We start from the raw sequence: 16298 nt of genomic DNA, 5'->3' as shown, positions 1-16298 counted from the left end.
CGGCTGTGTATCGGATTTCGACTACATACCCCCATTTCTGGCCAGGCGGCGGCCTGGCGCCTGGGATGCCAACAATCCAGAAGGTCATGACATGGATGTACATCCCACGATATTCCTCGGATACCCATGCCGTGCGTTCGCCCAAGGCCGTCTCCCTAGTTGGTTTCGCAGAATTCTAGCGAATGATGGGGACCGGGTGAGTAGAAAGCCGGATGTGGATCGCGGTATGTACCTATTCCTAGACGCCCAGAATTACGTCCACCGCAGCCCTGCCTGCTACTTCGGCGACGAGATGTGCCCAGCGGCGCGAGAACGGACCGCCGTGGATTTTGATTCGCTTGCCGATTGCGGCAACGCCTGGAGGCTTTATCGGGTCTTCGATCTGGAACCAGACATCGAACATGTCTTCCGAAGTGGTCACCAAGTAAACATGGATTTCGAATCCACGGTATTCGGTAATGCGATTCATGGCTATTCCCGGAGGCTGATAAGGATCCTAGCATGACGCGCGACCCTGCTACCAAGGCGACTGCCGCGCCGTGATGCGCGACCTGATCGCCGCCGGCGTGCGCGTGCAGTGCATCGTCACCAGCCCGCCGTACCTGGTGCTAGAGAGCGCGGCATGAAATCAGTTCTAAGCCTCATGCCAGCCGGCGAAGCTGTTGTTCTTATCGTTCTCGTACGTCCATTTCGTCCCGCAGGTCGAGCAAATGAACGACGTCTTGGTGACGGCCGCCTTCCCGATGGGACTGAATTTCTCACTTCCGGTTTCCACAAGGGCATCGTGCCCTCGTTCCCCTCGCCTATCCATGACGATAGAACTGCAAGCATTGCACTTCGCCATGGCCGTCTCCCAAGAAAGGAATTGATCCTAGCATGACCAAAGAACGTCCCACCCTCTTTAGCGGCGCCATGGTGCGCGAGACCTGGGCGCAGCCGACCACGCTTGAACCGGGCTCGACGTTCTACCGCGCCGACTATCCGGACAATGTGCTTGGCAAGTACGAGAACCTGCCCCCGGCCAAGGGCATCACCTGGAGGCCCAGCATCCACATGCCGCACTCGCTGTCGCGGATCCTGCTGGAGGTGACTGGTGTGCGCGTCGAGCGGCTGAACGAATGCACCGAGTCGGACGCAGTGGCCGAAGGCGTCGAACCCCTGGATGCCGAGCGGGACGATCCGGATTGGAGCGTTTGCCCTCGCTGCGGCGGGACCGGCCTCTACACCGCGTTCGGCGGCAAAGGCGGGGCGATGCCCGACACTGACTGCAGCGAGTGCGACACGCACGTGAAGCGATATCAGCACCTCTGGGATGCGATCAACGGCGCGGGCGCATGGCAGACCAATCCGTGGGTATGGGTGTTGGAGTTTCGGAGGGTTCAGCCGTGATCATCAACCCACGTTTTCGCCCAAGCGATCCCAGCTGCCGCAGCACGATCAAACGAGGGGTAGTACCCCAATGGGTCCGAGCCTTCCACGAGGCGACCACCCATTTCAACTGCACCGGATGCCTCGAAGGATCCATCGCCAAGCTGCTTCGCAAAGCCGCGGACGGTATAGCCCTGGTAGCTCTCGATTGTCATGACGACCTCCGGTTGGGACGGGAGATCGTAACATGAAGCACCTGACCACCCCGACCCTCGACGGCGAAGCCGGCGCCAGGTGAGGATCGCCCGATTGCGCTGCCGATCATTGGCAAGGAAAAACCCTTGTCGCTCGGCGCGCTGCGCCTGGTGCTTTTTGCGCTAGCCGCCCAGCGGTTGCGCGCGCGGGCCCGAATAGGCAAGCCGGGCCGCGGTGCTGGCTAGCGCTTCGGCGCACTGGCTGCGCCATACCGCGGGGTCGCACATGACCGATCAGCAGGTGGACCTGCGGTTTGTCAGAGACAATTTCGGGCACGCGTCCTGAGCGGGTGGAACCGGGCGGCATACAGGTGAGCGGCATCATCGAAGACATCGAGCGTGCGGGCAAGCCCGTCATCACCAGCAACCAGGCGCCATTCTGGCACTGCTTGCGCACGCTCGGCGTGACCGATCGACCGACAGGATTCGGCGGTCTGCTGGCCGGCAACTTCGACAAGGGGGCATCCCTCTTTTGACGACCTAAGCCAGTGTGCTCCTCAATCTTGCTGGCCGGAGGGTCGCGCGGCATCCAGCAGCGCCTTGGCCTGCTGCCAGTCGGCGGTGTCGAACCCCTCGGTGAAGGACGCGTGAAGCCAGCCCAGCGTCTGCAGCGCGGCTTCCGCCTTGTCCTTGTTTTCCCATAGCCGGGCGAGGCTCAGCGCCGCGCGCAGCTCAAGCGACTTCCCGCCTTGCTGCCGGGCGATCGCGATGGCCCGATGAAAACACGCTTCCGCCGCTTCGGGGTCGGCGGACCCGCCCGGGCGATGGAGAAGCAATTCCCCCTGGAGCCGATGCCTACGGGCAACCCGCCTTTCCGGAGGTAGAGTATGCGTTCAGGCACGCGCTGACTCAGGAGGTCGCGGGCAACTCCCTGCTCTCGGAACAGCGCGGCGCATTGCATGAACGCAAGGGGCGGGCCATCGAGGCCCTCTTCCATCAGCAGTTGAAAGACCACTGCAGCGAACTGGCCCATCACTACAGTCACAGCGGCAACATTCCCAAGGCGGTGAAGTACCTGCACTGCGCCGGGCGTCAGGCCGTTGAGCGTTCGGCGCATCTCGGCAACCGCACGATGCCAGAGATCGAGGCGGCCGAGCGCGGCTACACCTTCGTCCACTACAGCGCGACCCGGCCCTACCCCATTGCGACGATGGGACCGCGTCGGAAAGATCGGCCGCCTGCTCGACGGCGTGCAGCACGACGGCTATCCGGAGAGCGCAGCATGACTTCGACTTTGCTGGCTGGTTCTCCCTTCTGGCCGCGCGGCACCCAACTATTCGGCCTTGCCGACGGACCTGTCAACGTAGGCTTTAGCAGCGTTCGAAGCATCTTCCGACGCGGTTTCCGGGTCAGCAAACGCCGGTTTGTCTCCCCCATCAAAGCTGGCCCAATGTCGCGCCGGGGCCTGTGGACTTTGCCCACTGATCCTGATGTCAGCGATGAAGAGATCAGGCGATCCGTCCGGATGACGGACGGTCACCTCAATCCAATGGCCGTTGTAATCGAACTCAAAGGTCTTTATGTAGTTATCAGCATTTTCCATGAAAGCTCCTCATATCCCGAGGAATCCTAACATGACCCAAGAACGCCCCATCCTCGTCAGCGGCGCCATGATGCGAGCCCTGCTGGCCGGCAGGGCCCAGCGTAGCAAGCTTTACGCACCGCAGGGCGTAGCTCCGGACGCACTCGAGCACCCGGCAAAGCGCTTGGCCAACGGGCTGGACCATGCCACTGACGGTCAATGTTGGGAGTGGCAGCGGACCACCAACGACGACGGCTACGGCTAGCTCCTCGTTGCCGGCCGGATGGTCTACGCGCATCGCTTGGCATTTATGCTCGGCGTAGGTGTGCTGCCGCCCGGCATGAAGGTACTCCATCGCTGCGACAACCCCACCTGCATAAATCCGGCACACCTGTTCGCCGGAACTCAGTCCGACAACATGCGCTTGCTTCCAAAAGGGGCTTTCGCGAGGCGCGGTCAGCGCCGGAAGTCATCCATGAATGGGGCAGAAACCGTCGGGAGAAAAGACAAAAACAAAGCACATGGGGAAAGAGCGGACCAAGTGAACCCAGTTTGGTACCGGGGCGCCGGTCGACCTTGCGTGGCACCTGTCTTGTTCGTCAATTATTTGACGTGCGTAACGCGCTTGACGTACTTCCAACCACCATTTACGACGCGGACAACTTTCACCACCGTAGCCGGCGTGGTGCCTCTCCCAAGGGATTCAGAACGATGCGTCGCCTAGCGGGAAGCACCGTTCTCATTGAGGTCGTGGCGGTTTAAAGCCGGCCCATCAATAACAAAATCAGCACCACCACCACTCCCAGCAGTCCACTAGGGTAGTAACCCCAACTGCGACTATGGGGCCATGTTGGCAATGCACCGAGCAGCACCAAAATCAAAATGATCAGCAGAGGTTCCGATGCTCATATTCGCTCCTCTCCCCATCGCATGAATGCAAGGCAGATATCACGCGTCTTTCCCGCTGCCTGCCCGTTGCACTCCAGTTGAAACACCTGGGGAGCGTCGCCAGCCATATTGGCCTCCGGAGAACAGAGGAATCGTTACGGACTCGACAGGATGCGGTATCGAAAAATTCATCCAGGGTATGCACGGTCATCGCGTGACGATATCTTTCCTCATCGGCCCCAGAATGCCAAGCAGCTCGTTCTGTTCCTGCTGCGGCACCTTGAACTTATTGAGCGACTTCACCAGGTCTTCCACCAGCGCATCGAACTCGGAGTTGGTTATGCCCATGCCGGCATGCGTTGTCCTCATGTCACGACCAGTGTAAATGCACTGTCCACCCGTACCGGCGCAGATCTGGTCAACCAGCCGCATCTTCAGACGCGGAATATTGGCATTGGCGAACTTCGCATTGATGCGCGCATCCGCTGCAACATTCCCAACGAAATCGTCGACCACCGCTGTAATCGCCGGCTTGCCTCCGAGCCGTTCATACAAAGAAGGCTTGGCCGGCTTCGACATATCGGAAGGCGTGGCCGGTGTCGACCTGTCCGGCATAGCGCAACCGCCTAGTCCCATCAAGGCAATGAGAAGACAGCCATACAGAAAACGTGAAATGAGCATGATCGTCTCCTCATGTGAGAAATGGATTGCGGACAGGTTGACTCAATTAGCGGCATCTACCCGTCATTCAGACGCAAACCGAGCCCCGCAGCACGATGCACCTGACACTGATTTTCCAGAATAGCAGATTGTAGAGCTTTTCAATGCCCTTCTTAACATGACCTGCCGTCGCCGCGCAGCGTTCGAGTACGCGTCGATAGCGGATGCTGCACCATCACGAGCCAGGCTGGCCGGGACACGTAGGCTATAGTCCTTATCAATCGGCGCACGGCGCACCGCCGATCTTGAGAATGAGCGCTCCGCGATCGCAACTCGAAACGGAAAGGCTCGACGCGACAGCAGTAGCTGTTCACGAGGGGATTCTGGTTCTGGTGGTTTCAGGCGCTCCAGTTTGCCCGATGCGCCAGGGCTTAATAGCGCGTTTACGCTCCCGGCGTAGATATTAGCTCCCACCCTTTACCGATAGGAACGAGATATTTCTTTGGTCGAAGTCGATGTCGCCGGCGTCGGCCCGATCTGCATAAAACAACCTCTGCGCGTGGCCCTCCACCTAATACCACTGCAGCGAAAAAGCTTCCGCAGAAAGCACGTTTATGTGTTACCAAAAATTGTGCAATGCGGCGTCAAAGCTCGAGACGTCTCTCATACATGCCCCAAAAGCCACCTGCTCCCTGCTCTTGCCCACCGAGCACCTGCGCCGGCGGAATATCTTGTGCAGCACCGGCGGTAGCTTGAGCGCTCAGCGGCGCACGCTCGGAGCCGCGTGACAGCCACGCAACTCCCTTTGTGGAGGCCCAAAAGCCCAAGACCGTTCGGGTTACTTGCCGGTCACGTAGACCAAGACCACTAGGTCCGCGCCGACCACGTTGGTCTGGATCGTCGGACTCAGGCTAAGCTCCTTTACCAGCCAAGGCTTGCCAGCGGCGTCCGGCAGGCGAATGACCACACCTACAGCGAGGTGAGGGATGGGCGCATCTGCGGTCAGGTCAGCCACGAGAACAGGGGCGCCGGTCGGCGTGGCGTTGGATACATCAATGAAGGTGTATTTGAAAGCCATAGGATCTCCTAGATTGCCTGCGGCTGCGCGCTTCGCCAGAACCGCTTCGCTTCTTAACGAATGGCTGGACAGATTACCTCGTTGCGGGCTCGGCTCCGCTTTGGCGAGCCCGCAACGATCACCGGCAGCGAACGGAGGGCGAATGTGTTCCCCGCTGTAGTAAGTGGACCGGCAAGGCCGGCCGTGAGTGCGATGCTCACCTACCCGCTGCTGGATCGGAGCGTAGCCACTAGTTCATCAGGTAAATCGCAATGCCGATCACCGCGATTGCCGCGAGGTAACCAGAACGAAGGGCAGCATCAGTTTGTCCGACCAAAGGCTCTCTTCAGTATCGTTTGCCCCACAGGCAAATGCCATCTGGCGCGCACTGATTTCATGCCGGATTCGTCCTACAAGTCGCTCGTGAGTGCGGGCCGGCATGGCAGCGGACACGCACCGAATTTCAGCCGGGTCTCATCAGTGAGCGCCTGCCTTTGGACGATACGAATTGTCCGCAACGGCTGGCCGTTGCGGACGGTCGCGAAGTGCGGGAAAGACGGCGACATGTACAGTTATGCGAGCGTCTGCTCTCCGAGGCATCCTAGGATGCCTAAGGCGATTCAACATCGCACAGCAAACTCCTGGCACACGTATATCCTCAAGTACCGGGCCGAAATCGGATGACAAGCGGGATGCGGCATACTCCCGACTGGAGGCTAGCCCCCCTTGCGAACCATAAATCTGATGAGCGGTAAATGAGCATGAGCTCTCGTCCTGCATCTGTGCGTCGCTACTATCGTTGGCTGATCCTGCTTGCACTGCTGCCACTAGGGGTACTACTCGCGATAGTGGTCGTAGCTTATGCGTACGGTATGCGTGTCCAGGGCCTCAACTGGCAGGGCGGACTGGAACTGGCGCAGTGGCAAAGACTACAAAACCGCTGCGTCAGCGCCCTTGGCGAACGATTGCGGGTTACCGGCTGGCGCCCGGTGACGATCACCATGACCAGCATGAGCCTGCCCAAATGCAAAACAGGCGCGGAAGAGCTGACTCCGCCCCCCTGGACGCCGCCCTTCGATCTCTCAATTGACGCCCTCTCCATTCCCGGCTTGCCGCCCCTCGCGCTGGTCATCCGCCAGCGTGAGCAGCGCTGGCAAGCGCAGGCAAGGTATCAGCGCAGCAAAGCGGTTGCTGTCTATGACCGCCCTTCCGGGCGTTGGACCGCGCAAGGGCAAATTCAGGCGGCTGACATTGCCCCAGAGCTCCTGGGTGTGCTGACCTTCACGGGAAAGGGATTGTGGCAGACACATCGCCTAGATGGCACCTTGCAGGCACAGGGGCAACAACTGGGTTATAGGGGGCAGTCGCAACGGACCGATACGACGCTTGAGGGCAGCCTCGCTGCCAAACAATGGCAGTTGAATGCCGTGCTGGGGGCACCGGTTGCGCTCGGCGGCGGCTGGAGCCTGGACGCCCGGCAAGCGCTACAGGCCAGCGGGAACCTGGGCGGGGTGAATGCCTTGCACCTGGACCTTCGGGCGACGGGCCCGCAAGGCACCGTGCAGCTAAAGCTGAATACCGAGGGCGGCGGCGTGGCACGCGGTCAGGGCATGTTGACGCTGGACGGACCCAAGCTGGCCGGCACGGTGCCACTACGCTGGAATCAGCAGGAACTGGCGGTGTTGCCAGCGGCAATACGGCTCCCGGAGGAACTACGCCTGAGCTGGCCTCGCCCGCTGGTGCTGCCGCTGGCGCTGGTCGGCAAAAGTACCGTCTCTGCCGAACTTCGGTATCGAGATCTCAGCGTTAAAACCGTCGACAGCTTATTATCCTGGCAGCAAGCCCAGTGGGGCTGGGAAGGGCGGCTTGACCTGGCGGGCAAAGCGGCCGGGCATGACCTGGCGGGGTCTTGGCAGGGGCGTATCGATGCCGCAGGCCTCACCGGCGAACCGGCCAGCCTGACCGTCAAGGGGCCAAGCCTGCTGCTGGCGCTGCACTTCCCAGTAGCCGACTTTCACGCGCCGCGCTGGGCTACACAGGCGAAGTTCAATGGCCACTATGGCGACCAACCCATCACGGGAGTGCTCAGCGCCAGCTATACACTGGGAAACTGGAAAGGCGCGGTCGAGTGCAGCTCTCGGCCTCCGTTATATGCGAAAGGCGGAACCCTGACGCTGACTGCACCTTGGTATGGCAAAGACGACCAGTGGTTTCTAGGCGCTGGCAGCCGCGCCGCGATAACCGATGGGCTGATCGGAACCACGTTGATTGAGCCGATAGCGATTGTCGCTACAACCCCATTACGCCTTAGCCCGCAGGGGATTTTCGGTGACTTGCAGATCAAGGCAGGCGGAGCGGTGACAACGCGCGGTACATTGCCGGGCATCGACGGACAGTTGGCTGTAGAAGGCCGGCAGGGCAACGCCAAGCTGCGCGTGCCCGCCTGGCAATCCGAGTTGGCTCTGACCGCATTGCTGACTAGCTATGGAAAAAAAACCGGCGCGCAAGGCACGGTGCAGATAACGACACCCCTGTCTACTGCCATGAGCCGCAGCCTTGGCGTCACCTTCCAGAAAGGGCAACTCAAAGGCCAAGGCCGCTGGCAGTGGCAGGATCACTGGCAGTTGCAAGGCGAGATGACCGCGTCCGGGCTGGCGTTGGACTGGGGCGGCATTCTGGCGGCAGGCGGCGATGGGACCGTACATATCGAATGGCGGCAAGACGGGCTGACTCTCGCCAGCATTGGGCCGGTCATGCTGGCCGAGTTAGATGTGGGCACCCTGGTACGCAATGTGCGCATGACGATGCAATCCGACCTGGCCACCTGGAGCCTGACAGACGTGTACGCCGAAGTGCTGGGCGGCAACTTGCGCGCCCCTGCCCTGCAATGGCCCTCCCCGCAGTTTCAGACCGTGACGGTCAGCCGCATCGACATGGCGGAAGTAGCCGCCCTGCAGAACGACCCGAATCCGACCGTTCAGCTCGTGGGCCGCGTGGGCGGGGATTTGCCACTGCAATTGATGAAGAATTCCCTAGCCTTGCAAGGGGGGATCATGCGCAATGAAGGCCCCTTATCGCTCAAGGTTTCGCCATCCGCGGGCGTCAGGGCCATGGGCCAATCCAACCGCGCGGCCCAGTTGGCGCTGGATACGCTAAGTAACTTGGCAATCCATGATTTTCAGGCGAGCGTAGATATGAAACCGGATGGCTGGTTGAATGCTGCCGTGACCATCAAGGGCCAGAACCCACTGCAAGATAGTCAGCCGGTAGTACTAAACTACACGCACCAGGAAAATGTGCTGGAACTATTACGCAGTTTGCGTATTGGTGATGAAATATCCCGGCGGGTATTGGAGCGCAAACCGGCGGAAGGCTCGCGCTGACATCATGCGAAGGACTCATCATGAAAATCTTTTGGCTTTGGGCTTTACTGCCAGTGGCAGCCTGTACGCCGCGGATCGCACTTGAGGCACCCAAAGATCCGATCACCATCAATCTCAATGTGAAGATCGATCATGAGATTCGCCTCAAGGTGGAAAAGGATGTTGATAAACTTACCGAAGACAGCAAATTGTTTTAGGAGCGGCTGATGAAGACCACAACACGACTGATGGCGGTGTTCTTGCTGGCCTGCAGTACGCTGGCCTTGGCGCTTGACCTGGACAGCGCCAAGTCACAAGGGCTGGTCGGCGAACAGCCCAATGGCTTTCTAGGGGTGGTCAACCCAACCCCGGACGCCGTACAGCTTGCCGCCGATATCAATGCCAAACGTCGCACCGCCTACGAGGCCATTGCCAAGAAGAATGGCGCCACTATAGATCAAGTAGCCGTCCTGGCTGGGCAGAAAGCCATAGATAAGGCGGCGCCGGGGGCTTATGTGAAAACCCCTGACGGGCAGTGGGTCAAGAAATAGTGCCCGGGCTTGTCACGGCAAACCCGCCATGGCAACTTCAACCGGGCGTAAACCTAAACTAAACGAACGCGGGAGGGTTCCTTGACTTCTGAACTGGAGGGTGCTTCTAAGTGTCTCGTCTAGCATTCGCTACAGGGACGCCGCGATAGACGGTGCCGTCGCGAAGCACGTCGCAGCGTTGCCGTGCGATGAGTGACTGAGTGTGGCGCATGACTTTCCGCGCGTAGGCTAAGCAGCGGCCGACCGAAGCCACATTAGAATCCTTCTCTTGCTAGCCGGAGATTACTATGCTCATGTGCCTCAAGATATACGCACAAGACTAGGTGGCACAACTGGAGGACATCCACAGTCGCTCACTCGCGTTATCGCTGCCATTTGCGGCAACGGGTCTCCCGATCGAACTCACTCGTGCCGAGTTCCATTGCGAAGCCCCTTACTTTCCGTGAGTCATCCTCCATGACCCACGGCGAGCCCGGGATTACTGCTTCTTAGCCTTATCGACGTTGGCACCCGCAGCAGCCTTGTCCGCCTCAGATTGTGCTTCCACCTTCGTCTTGTCCGCCGTGGCCTGCGCCTTAGCAGCTTCGTTCTTGGCCTCTACATTCTTTTTGTTAGCCTTAGCCTGCGCGACTTGCTTGTGCTTGTTGGCTTGGACTTGCGCCTTGGTCGACTTATCGTTGGTGCCATTGGTAGACATCGCCTTCGCCTTGTCTACCTGAGCGTCAGCGGCAGCCCTGTTGGCGTCACCCTGTGCCTCTACCTTTTCCTTGTTGGCGCTCGCTTGAGCCTTGGCCGCATCATTCTGCGCTTCAGTCTTTCTCTTGTCGGCTTTCGCCTGTGCAACGCTCTTTTCCTTGTTGGCCTTCGCCTGGTTCTTCATGGCTTCGGTTTGCGGATTTGTCGCAGAAGCTGGCGAGGCCGTTTGCGCAAAAGCGGTAGTCATGAATGCAGCAGAGGCAAGTGCAACAAATAACATTTTCATGGCGATACTCCTGGAAAGAACAATCACTGCTGCACGGTTCACCGTGACCCGCATATTCCTAGAACGGCATAGCCGGCCGCGCAGTTGACCTCAATTCGTCACAAACAGTAACTGTTGCAACCAGCGGGCCATGCCACAGCCCTTCCGGTCAGTAGCTTCTGCGCGCCCGGAACGTGCGAGCAAGTAGCGTCATCCAATGACACCAGTTTCGCACCAGTACGGATTGCGCGGCGCGTCGCCGACCAAGCGGCATTCCGAGTGACAATGCGGCGCTGCAGCAACGGGGGCTCTCTCGAGCCTTCAGGCACACGCGGGGTGCTTTTTGGTTGTGGTCCCTGTCGTGTTGTTGCTAGGCAGAGCTGAGGCGAGCGTCGGGAACGCCCCGGACGCCTGCCGCCATTGCAAGGCAGGCTCCTGGCAGACTTCCTGAATCGCCGAGATCCAATCTGAGGAACGCGCGTAACCGGGCACGCGCTCGGTGACAACTCGGTTGCCACCTATCATCCCGCGGCCGGGTTGCCTCAGCATCCGGCTCGCAACACCAATGAAGAGGGATACATCATGAACAAGGACCAAGTGAAGGGCCGCGTCACAGAGGCCGCCGGGAAAGTCAAGGAAGCCTTCGGCAAGATGACTGGAAACCAGCAAACGCAAGTTGTGGGAGCCCTGAAGAAGGATATTGGAAAGACACAGGCGGCGTACGGCGACGTCAAGGCGGATATCAAGAAGGCGGAGTAACAGAAGATGGAGAGGGCGAGCACCCGAGCCAATGCATCGCCGGCGGGATGGCAACGGTGGCCAGCCGACTGGCCGCCGTTGTCCGCTTCGGCCTTCCCTCGTTACATGCCGGCGTCAGGAGACACCCATGCTGGACACGATGCTGAATCAGTTCCTCCCCTGGAGCAGGAAGCTTTCCGCGAGACCTGTCTGCGTAACGGAGTAGCACCCGACGGATTTACCGTGACAGCAGTTGAAAGCGCCGTGCCGGCAGGCGGACGCAGCGTCTCAGTATGCTTCGGCAGGGAAATCTGCCAGTACGACGGAGACCAGACTGCGCAATGGACCGTCCATATCGAGGACGACCTGAGATCGCTCGTGTTCAGCTGAGATTTACTTCTCTCCGCCACCTTTGCGCCCGCGTACGCCAGCGGACCGACTTCTTGCGTCCATAGGGAGAACATTGTTTCGACGTAGGCAGGCGACCAGACCTTTGCAGCCGAAAGCTCGGGACCTATGGAACAACCATACCCGGCTTGCCGTAGGCTGAATTCATACCTCGAGCATTGGAGAGAGTCATGCAACGTCGACGATTCATATTGATCTCAGCCGGATCCATTGTGGCCGCTGGCGCCACTCTCCCCGCCTGCACAACCACCGGCCCCTCCGACAACGCCGGCAGCCGGGCCGATGACCGGCGCACCATCGACGCCGAGGTGGATTCAACGCTCGGCCGCCTCTACTCCTCCGCCCATGGCTCGCATGAGCTGGTCGGCAAGGCCCAGGGAGTTCTAGTCTTCCCTTCAGTCATCGCGGCAGGTTTCTGGCTTGGCGGCGAATATGGCAAAGGCTCCCTGCGCGTGCGGGGTTCAACCGTGGGCTACTACAGCACCACCACCGGCTCCATCGGGTTTCAATTCGGTGCGCAGTCCAAAGCCATCATCTTCCTGTTCATGACCCGCGATGCGCTCGACCGCTTCCGCAACAGCGAAGGCTGGGCCGTTGGCGGCGATGCCACGGTAGCCGTGCTTAAAGTCGGCGCCAACGGCAACATCGACACCAACACCGCCAGCGCACCGGTCGAGGCCTTCGTGCTCACCAACAACGGACTGATGGCAGGCATCAGCCTCGAAGGCACCAAGGTCACCAAGCTGGCTGCCATGTAACCACCGACAGCCGCCGACAGGAGCGCCGCCGCCAGATCAACGCCAATCACACAGGACCATCATGAACTTCATCACCAGCGCCGGCCCCCTAATCTCGTTGCTTGCCGGCATCCTGATTCTTGTCATTCCGCGGCTGCTTAACTATATCGTCGCCATTTACCTCATTGTCATCGGCCTGCTCGGACTGTTTGGCGGACACCTGCGCTGAGTGGGGGCCGGGGGGGGGCATCCTTCCGGAGACGCTACACGCTGACGACGGCGCGGATCCACCCTCCGGGGCACCTGAACGCCCGGGCACTCGAGACACCATCATGCGTACCCTGCTCTGTCTTCGCTTCAAGAATGCCGATTCCGCTCGGAACGGCTGGGCAAAACTGCTGCCCCTCGTGCGCGCGCCCGCCCATGTGACCGGCCCCTGGTTCGTGGGCCGGAGCCTGCGGCCGGTCGAGAGCTTTCCGGGCGCGGACGCCACGCACACCACCTTCCGGCATGAAGGCTCGATCGCCGGCTATGCCATCTTTGCAATACTTGGCCTAGCGCTGGCAGCGTATTACGGCGACCATTCCGCCCCGCTTAGCGGCCTTACCACCTATGGCCGTGGCTTCGTGGCCTTCGGCGTCTGTGGCTGGCTCCTTGGTGCGTTGTTCGGCTCAATGTTGCCGCGACAGCGGCTGGCGCGGGCAGCTGCACTCTTGTCGCAGGACGAAATCATCATGATCGTCGGATGCAAATCCTCCGAGAAGGAAACGATCAAGACGCTGCTATACGAGCTGGGCGGTGTCGGCATTGACGAGCACGGCGACTTCTTGCCACATCTGCGCTGGACATAGAGTTTTAGCAGATTCCAGGGGATGACCTTGATCTGGCGCAACGATAGCTGCAAAGCGTCCGGGATTCGATGCCTGTGGCGGCTATGAAATAGTCCTCAGCGAACGGATGGTGGGGCTCGCGACGAACTGGCTGATCCCGCTTGGACAGCAGGCCATAGATCCGCGCCCTATGCTTTGTTCGTTGACGCCAAGCTGGCGCTGAAACTAGAGTTAGCTCAGTATCCGTTCACAAGAAGATGATGCGATTTCTTATAACCCAGTCATCTGAAAAATTTCGAACGCCTGGAGATGAGCTTGGATTGAATGGGGGGAACCTACTACACGAGCGAGGCAACCACGAGAAGATCATGAACGCTCAAACTGATTGGACTGGGGCGTATCCATCGGCAGCCCATGCTCCGGGTAAATTCCTCACTGTCGCCTTTACGGCGTTGCTAATCGCAACGGTAATTTTTAGCTATTCGGATGTCACCTTTTCTCAATCAACACATCCTGGCATTCACGTTACGATTCTTAACATTAGAAACAGCAACGGAATGGTTGCCTGCACTCTTTTTGAATCGCCGATCGGGTTCCCGAAAGACTATCTGCATTCAGCAAGGAATATCATGTCAATCAGAATTCAGAATAATCGGGCGCGCTGCGATTTTGAAGACGTCCCCCCGGGGACGTATTCGATCGCAGCTGCTCATGATGAGAATATGAACGGCAAGCTGGATACCAACGCTCTGGGCATTCCTATGGAAGGATACGGCTTTTCAAACGACGCAAAAGGCTGGCTCAGTGCACCTACGTTCTCCGCAGCCAGCTTCTCGTACGACGGACAGAACTTAGATATGACGATCACTCTGCATTACTGAACCTGCTTTCAAAACGTCGTTGGTACATTATGGGGGCTTCGACTTCCGTCCTACCTCGTGAACCGCACTCAGCCTGGTCTCTTGCATTTGGCCACAGTCGCGCCCCCATATATGAGACTGTCTGAGCAACGGAGGGCAGTAGGGGCACGCCCTGATGTGGTCGCGCTGTAGATACCACGGAACCCGCGCTGAATCCTGACGAGCGCGCGGATACTGCTCACGTCATTCTGGTCCAGCCAATCCGATGCCGCTCCTGTGGCGCTTCGTGCCGCGCATCCTCTTCGCTGTGCAGGTGTTGAGGATCGTTAATTCCGCTAATGGCGACCACTAATTCCGAAAATGTGGGTGCCAACCAGGGTGGATTTACGATGAAAGGCGCAGGATGCCATTTTTCCTGTCGACGCTCGCGAGCGCTTTCAATGGCGTGAAGGAGAGCGTGCAAAAGTTGGGGAGGCCGATTTCGTCAGGCGCCCGGACTTTCCGCGAGCATGTCACGGTTTATTTTGTTCGGCGACCGGTGCCAGTTCGGCGATGCTGGCCCGGTGGATTGGTTGTGACGCGAAACAGCGAGGTCGAGCGCCGAGATGCGGTTGGGTGAGAGTTCCCCGTTCAAAACCGCGACCCTGACCTGCACCATGCAATGCGCTCCTTGGTCCGTCCAGCGCATCTGTCGCTTCTTAGCCATGCGATGGCTCACGACTTGGTTCACCGCGGACTCCGCGATGCTACTGCTGATTGGCAGGCCCTTTCGATGCCGAGCGCCGTAGTTGACCAACGTAGGTGAGTTGTTCCTCAGGTAATAGGAGATTTTATCTAGGTGCTCCCACAGCGGGCTGTACTCATACCCTGTCCGCGTCAGCAGCTGAGCGTCCAGTGCCTTGAGGCGCTCCAAGGCTTTGCGGCCCTTGCCATGCCAGACTAGAAACTTGGCGTGAGTTATTTCAGTCTCTATCGACTCTCGTTCCAGTGAGTCGATCATCTTGCTGCCGAAGACGGAACGCTGCGCTGCGTTGAACTTCATGGCGATGTGGAACCAATCGAGAATCCTGCCGCGAGCGAGTCGACTACCCTGTATGGTCTTCTCAAATTCACCGGCGTCGTCGCTGATCACGGTCACGCGTTCATCGGCCGCCACACCGTTTCTACTGAGGAAATGATCAAGTCGCGCTGCAGCCGAGGTGACTTCCCGATGCACATAGGCATAGAACTTTGGCGGACTGTCAGTGAACGTCGCTCGCCCGACGATGAGGTTGACATGGCGGCCAAGACCTCTCTCGGAGTCGCAATACCGCAGCCGCGCCGAGTCGACGCTCATGGCCGCGACATGCCTTGATTCGCGAATCCGAACGTCCGCTACCGAATGGGGCAGCTTTGCGATGTCACGCTCGATGTCAGCGTCGAGTTGTTTTCCAATAGTTCGAATCCGATTCCGAGCGCCGCTGAATGAAATACCTTTGTCCAGCGGCAGTACTTCCTTAAGCATAGCGGTGGCCTGCCGGTACGGCATCTGGCTTGCCCACTTCGCCTGGAGGTATTTCAGCTCCGGCGTGGTGCGATTAGTCAGAGCTTTGGACAAGGGATGAACCACACACCGCGGCGTCGGGACAGTCCGTTGGCAAGCACACGACCACAGCCGCGGGCTTTTCACGGTCACCTTGCCATACACAGTGCGCACAATCGTCGAACGATGGTCCTTGTGGCTCAACGCCTCGCCGCAGCGCTGACAATGGGTCTGGCTGCAGAGCCACCCCTCCACTTGCATCGAAACCAGCTCGGCCTGCACCTTAGCCAACAGCGACCGCCCCTCCGCGAGGGTCAGGCCCATGTCGGCAAGGCTACAGTCAGGGCGCTCAATCACGGCCAAGACTCCTGGCCGGTGTCGCTGCCCTCGTCGGCCAGCCTGGCTTCGATGATTAAGCGCATGGTCTGCTCCCACCCTTGCGATACCAATCAGCGTAGTCCACAGGCATCCCGAGCGGCCCTCGCTTAGCAGGCCGCTGAAATACCTCCGACCGAAGTCAGCGCTTCGAGTGGCTGAAGCGTTGATCTGAGAACCCCACACCCTACGACGTTTCATGCGC

The 16298-nt window shown here is 59.4% G+C and carries 21 protein-coding genes and 2 pseudogenes; 15 read left to right on the top strand and 8 right to left on the bottom strand.

From position 1 onward, the window contains the following. Positions 1 to 238: 238 nt before the first annotated feature. Positions 239 to 469: a hypothetical protein gene (locus ACYP5B_RS20065; RefSeq protein WP_400098592.1), complete on the bottom strand. Its 231-nt coding sequence runs from the start codon at positions 467 to 469 to the stop codon at positions 239 to 241. A 407-nt stretch (positions 470 to 876) separates the two neighbouring features. Here ACYP5B_RS20065 and ACYP5B_RS20060 point away from each other — a divergent pair, with 407 nt between their 5' ends. Then, entirely contained in the window at positions 877 to 1389 is a 513-nt protein-coding gene (locus ACYP5B_RS20060; protein WP_400098594.1) for a hypothetical protein, read from the top strand. Here the strand turns inward: ACYP5B_RS20060 and ACYP5B_RS20055 are convergent. Beyond that, on the bottom strand, positions 1380 to 1583 hold the full coding sequence (locus tag ACYP5B_RS20055; RefSeq protein WP_400098595.1) for a hypothetical protein: 204 nt from the start codon (positions 1581 to 1583) through the stop codon (positions 1380 to 1382). The two genes, ACYP5B_RS20060 and ACYP5B_RS20055, sit on opposite strands and share 10 nt — an antisense overlap. 69 nt (positions 1584 to 1652) lie before the next feature. On the opposite strand from ACYP5B_RS20055, the pseudogene ACYP5B_RS20050 reads away from it, so the two are divergent. Together ACYP5B_RS20050 and ACYP5B_RS20045 are read left to right on the top strand one after the other, a co-directional pair. Then, a pseudogene (locus ACYP5B_RS20050) lies at positions 1653 to 1905 on the top strand (tyrosine-type recombinase/integrase); the annotation flags it as partial. Positions 1906 to 1933: 28 nt separating this feature from the next. Further along, positions 1934 to 2098, top strand: coding sequence for a hypothetical protein (locus ACYP5B_RS20045; RefSeq protein WP_459570898.1), 165 nt, complete (start codon positions 1934 to 1936; stop codon positions 2096 to 2098). A 21-nt stretch (positions 2099 to 2119) separates the two neighbouring features. Here ACYP5B_RS20045 and ACYP5B_RS20040 read toward each other — a convergent pair whose 3' ends face one another. Beyond that, positions 2120 to 2398, bottom strand: a complete 279-nt coding sequence (locus ACYP5B_RS20040) for a hypothetical protein (RefSeq protein ID WP_459570897.1) — start codon at positions 2396 to 2398, stop codon at positions 2120 to 2122. A gap of 20 nt (positions 2399 to 2418) precedes the next feature. Here ACYP5B_RS20040 and ACYP5B_RS20035 point away from each other — a divergent pair. From ACYP5B_RS20035 to ACYP5B_RS20025, 3 genes and pseudogenes are all read left to right on the top strand, one after another. Beyond that, a pseudogene (locus ACYP5B_RS20035) lies at positions 2419 to 2679 on the top strand (hypothetical protein); the annotation flags it as partial. Positions 2680 to 3196: 517 nt separating this feature from the next. After that, the gene (locus tag ACYP5B_RS20030) at positions 3197 to 3409 is read left to right on the top strand and encodes a hypothetical protein (protein WP_400098600.1); all 213 of its coding nucleotides are present in this window, start codon (positions 3197 to 3199) and stop codon (positions 3407 to 3409) included. An 18-nt stretch (positions 3410 to 3427) separates the two neighbouring features. Next, positions 3428 to 3868 (top strand): HNH endonuclease signature motif containing protein, encoded by a 441-nt coding sequence (locus tag ACYP5B_RS20025; RefSeq protein ID WP_459570896.1) that lies wholly within the window; start codon positions 3428 to 3430, stop codon positions 3866 to 3868. A 34-nt stretch (positions 3869 to 3902) separates the two neighbouring features. On the opposite strand, the gene ACYP5B_RS20020 is transcribed toward ACYP5B_RS20025, so the two are convergent. The 3 genes from ACYP5B_RS20020 to ACYP5B_RS20010 form a co-directional block, all read right to left on the bottom strand. Further along, positions 3903 to 4037: a DUF3309 family protein gene (locus ACYP5B_RS20020; protein ID WP_459570899.1), complete on the bottom strand. Its 135-nt coding sequence runs from the start codon at positions 4035 to 4037 to the stop codon at positions 3903 to 3905. A gap of 202 nt (positions 4038 to 4239) precedes the next feature. Beyond that, positions 4240 to 4713, bottom strand: a complete 474-nt coding sequence (locus ACYP5B_RS20015) for a group I truncated hemoglobin (protein WP_400098604.1) — start codon at positions 4711 to 4713, stop codon at positions 4240 to 4242. An 817-nt stretch (positions 4714 to 5530) separates the two neighbouring features. Continuing rightward, entirely contained in the window at positions 5531 to 5770 is a 240-nt protein-coding gene (locus ACYP5B_RS20010) for a hypothetical protein (protein WP_400098606.1), read from the bottom strand. Positions 5771 to 6504: 734 nt separating this feature from the next. Here ACYP5B_RS20010 and ACYP5B_RS20005 point away from each other — a divergent pair. Genes ACYP5B_RS20005 through ACYP5B_RS19995 form a run of 3 tightly spaced genes read left to right on the top strand, consistent with a single transcriptional unit; the run spans position 6505 to position 9662 of the window. Then, complete coding sequence (locus ACYP5B_RS20005) at positions 6505 to 9132, top strand: intermembrane phospholipid transport protein YdbH family protein (RefSeq protein WP_459570895.1); 2628 nt, start codon at positions 6505 to 6507, stop codon at positions 9130 to 9132. A gap of 20 nt (positions 9133 to 9152) precedes the next feature. Further along, positions 9153 to 9329 (top strand): YnbE family lipoprotein, encoded by a 177-nt coding sequence (locus ACYP5B_RS20000; RefSeq protein ID WP_459570894.1) that lies wholly within the window; start codon positions 9153 to 9155, stop codon positions 9327 to 9329. Positions 9330 to 9338: 9 nt separating this feature from the next. Continuing rightward, the gene (locus ACYP5B_RS19995) at positions 9339 to 9662 is read left to right on the top strand and encodes a YdbL family probable chaperone protein (protein WP_459570893.1); all 324 of its coding nucleotides are present in this window, start codon (positions 9339 to 9341) and stop codon (positions 9660 to 9662) included. A 478-nt stretch (positions 9663 to 10140) separates the two neighbouring features. Here the strand turns inward: ACYP5B_RS19995 and ACYP5B_RS19990 are convergent, their stop codons facing one another. Then, a complete protein-coding gene (locus tag ACYP5B_RS19990) occupies positions 10141 to 10644 on the bottom strand; it encodes a hypothetical protein (protein WP_459570892.1) in 504 nt (167 codons plus the stop codon). A gap of 561 nt (positions 10645 to 11205) precedes the next feature. On the opposite strand from ACYP5B_RS19990, the gene ACYP5B_RS19985 reads away from it, so the two are divergent. The 6 genes from ACYP5B_RS19985 (at position 11206) to ACYP5B_RS19960 (ending at position 14217) form a co-directional block, all read left to right on the top strand. Continuing rightward, positions 11206 to 11382, top strand: a complete 177-nt coding sequence (locus ACYP5B_RS19985) for a CsbD family protein (RefSeq protein ID WP_459570891.1) — start codon at positions 11206 to 11208, stop codon at positions 11380 to 11382. A gap of 222 nt (positions 11383 to 11604) precedes the next feature. After that, positions 11605 to 11751 (top strand): hypothetical protein, encoded by a 147-nt coding sequence (locus ACYP5B_RS19980; protein WP_459570889.1) that lies wholly within the window; start codon positions 11605 to 11607, stop codon positions 11749 to 11751. 188 nt (positions 11752 to 11939) lie between these two features. Beyond that, positions 11940 to 12527: a BPSL1445 family SYLF domain-containing lipoprotein gene (locus ACYP5B_RS19975; RefSeq protein ID WP_400098619.1), complete on the top strand. Its 588-nt coding sequence runs from the start codon at positions 11940 to 11942 to the stop codon at positions 12525 to 12527. Positions 12528 to 12588: 61 nt separating this feature from the next. Then, positions 12589 to 12735 carry a DUF3096 domain-containing protein gene (locus ACYP5B_RS19970; protein WP_400098621.1) on the top strand — a complete coding sequence of 49 codons (147 nt, stop codon included), beginning with the start codon at positions 12589 to 12591 and terminating at the stop codon, positions 12733 to 12735. A gap of 103 nt (positions 12736 to 12838) precedes the next feature. Further along, entirely contained in the window at positions 12839 to 13357 is a 519-nt protein-coding gene (locus tag ACYP5B_RS19965; protein WP_459570888.1) for a hypothetical protein, read from the top strand. A gap of 347 nt (positions 13358 to 13704) precedes the next feature. Continuing rightward, positions 13705 to 14217: a DUF2141 domain-containing protein gene (locus ACYP5B_RS19960; RefSeq protein WP_459570887.1), complete on the top strand. Its 513-nt coding sequence runs from the start codon at positions 13705 to 13707 to the stop codon at positions 14215 to 14217. A 463-nt stretch (positions 14218 to 14680) separates the two neighbouring features. On the opposite strand, the gene ACYP5B_RS19955 is transcribed toward ACYP5B_RS19960, so the two are convergent. Beyond that, entirely contained in the window at positions 14681 to 16075 is a 1395-nt protein-coding gene (locus ACYP5B_RS19955) for an ISKra4 family transposase (protein ID WP_459570886.1), read from the bottom strand. Between the last annotated feature and the right edge of the window lie 223 nt (positions 16076 to 16298).

The sequence above is a fragment of the Cupriavidus sp. 8B genome (genome assembly GCF_054589115.1).
This window is presented reverse-complemented; position numbering and strand designations above follow the sequence as displayed.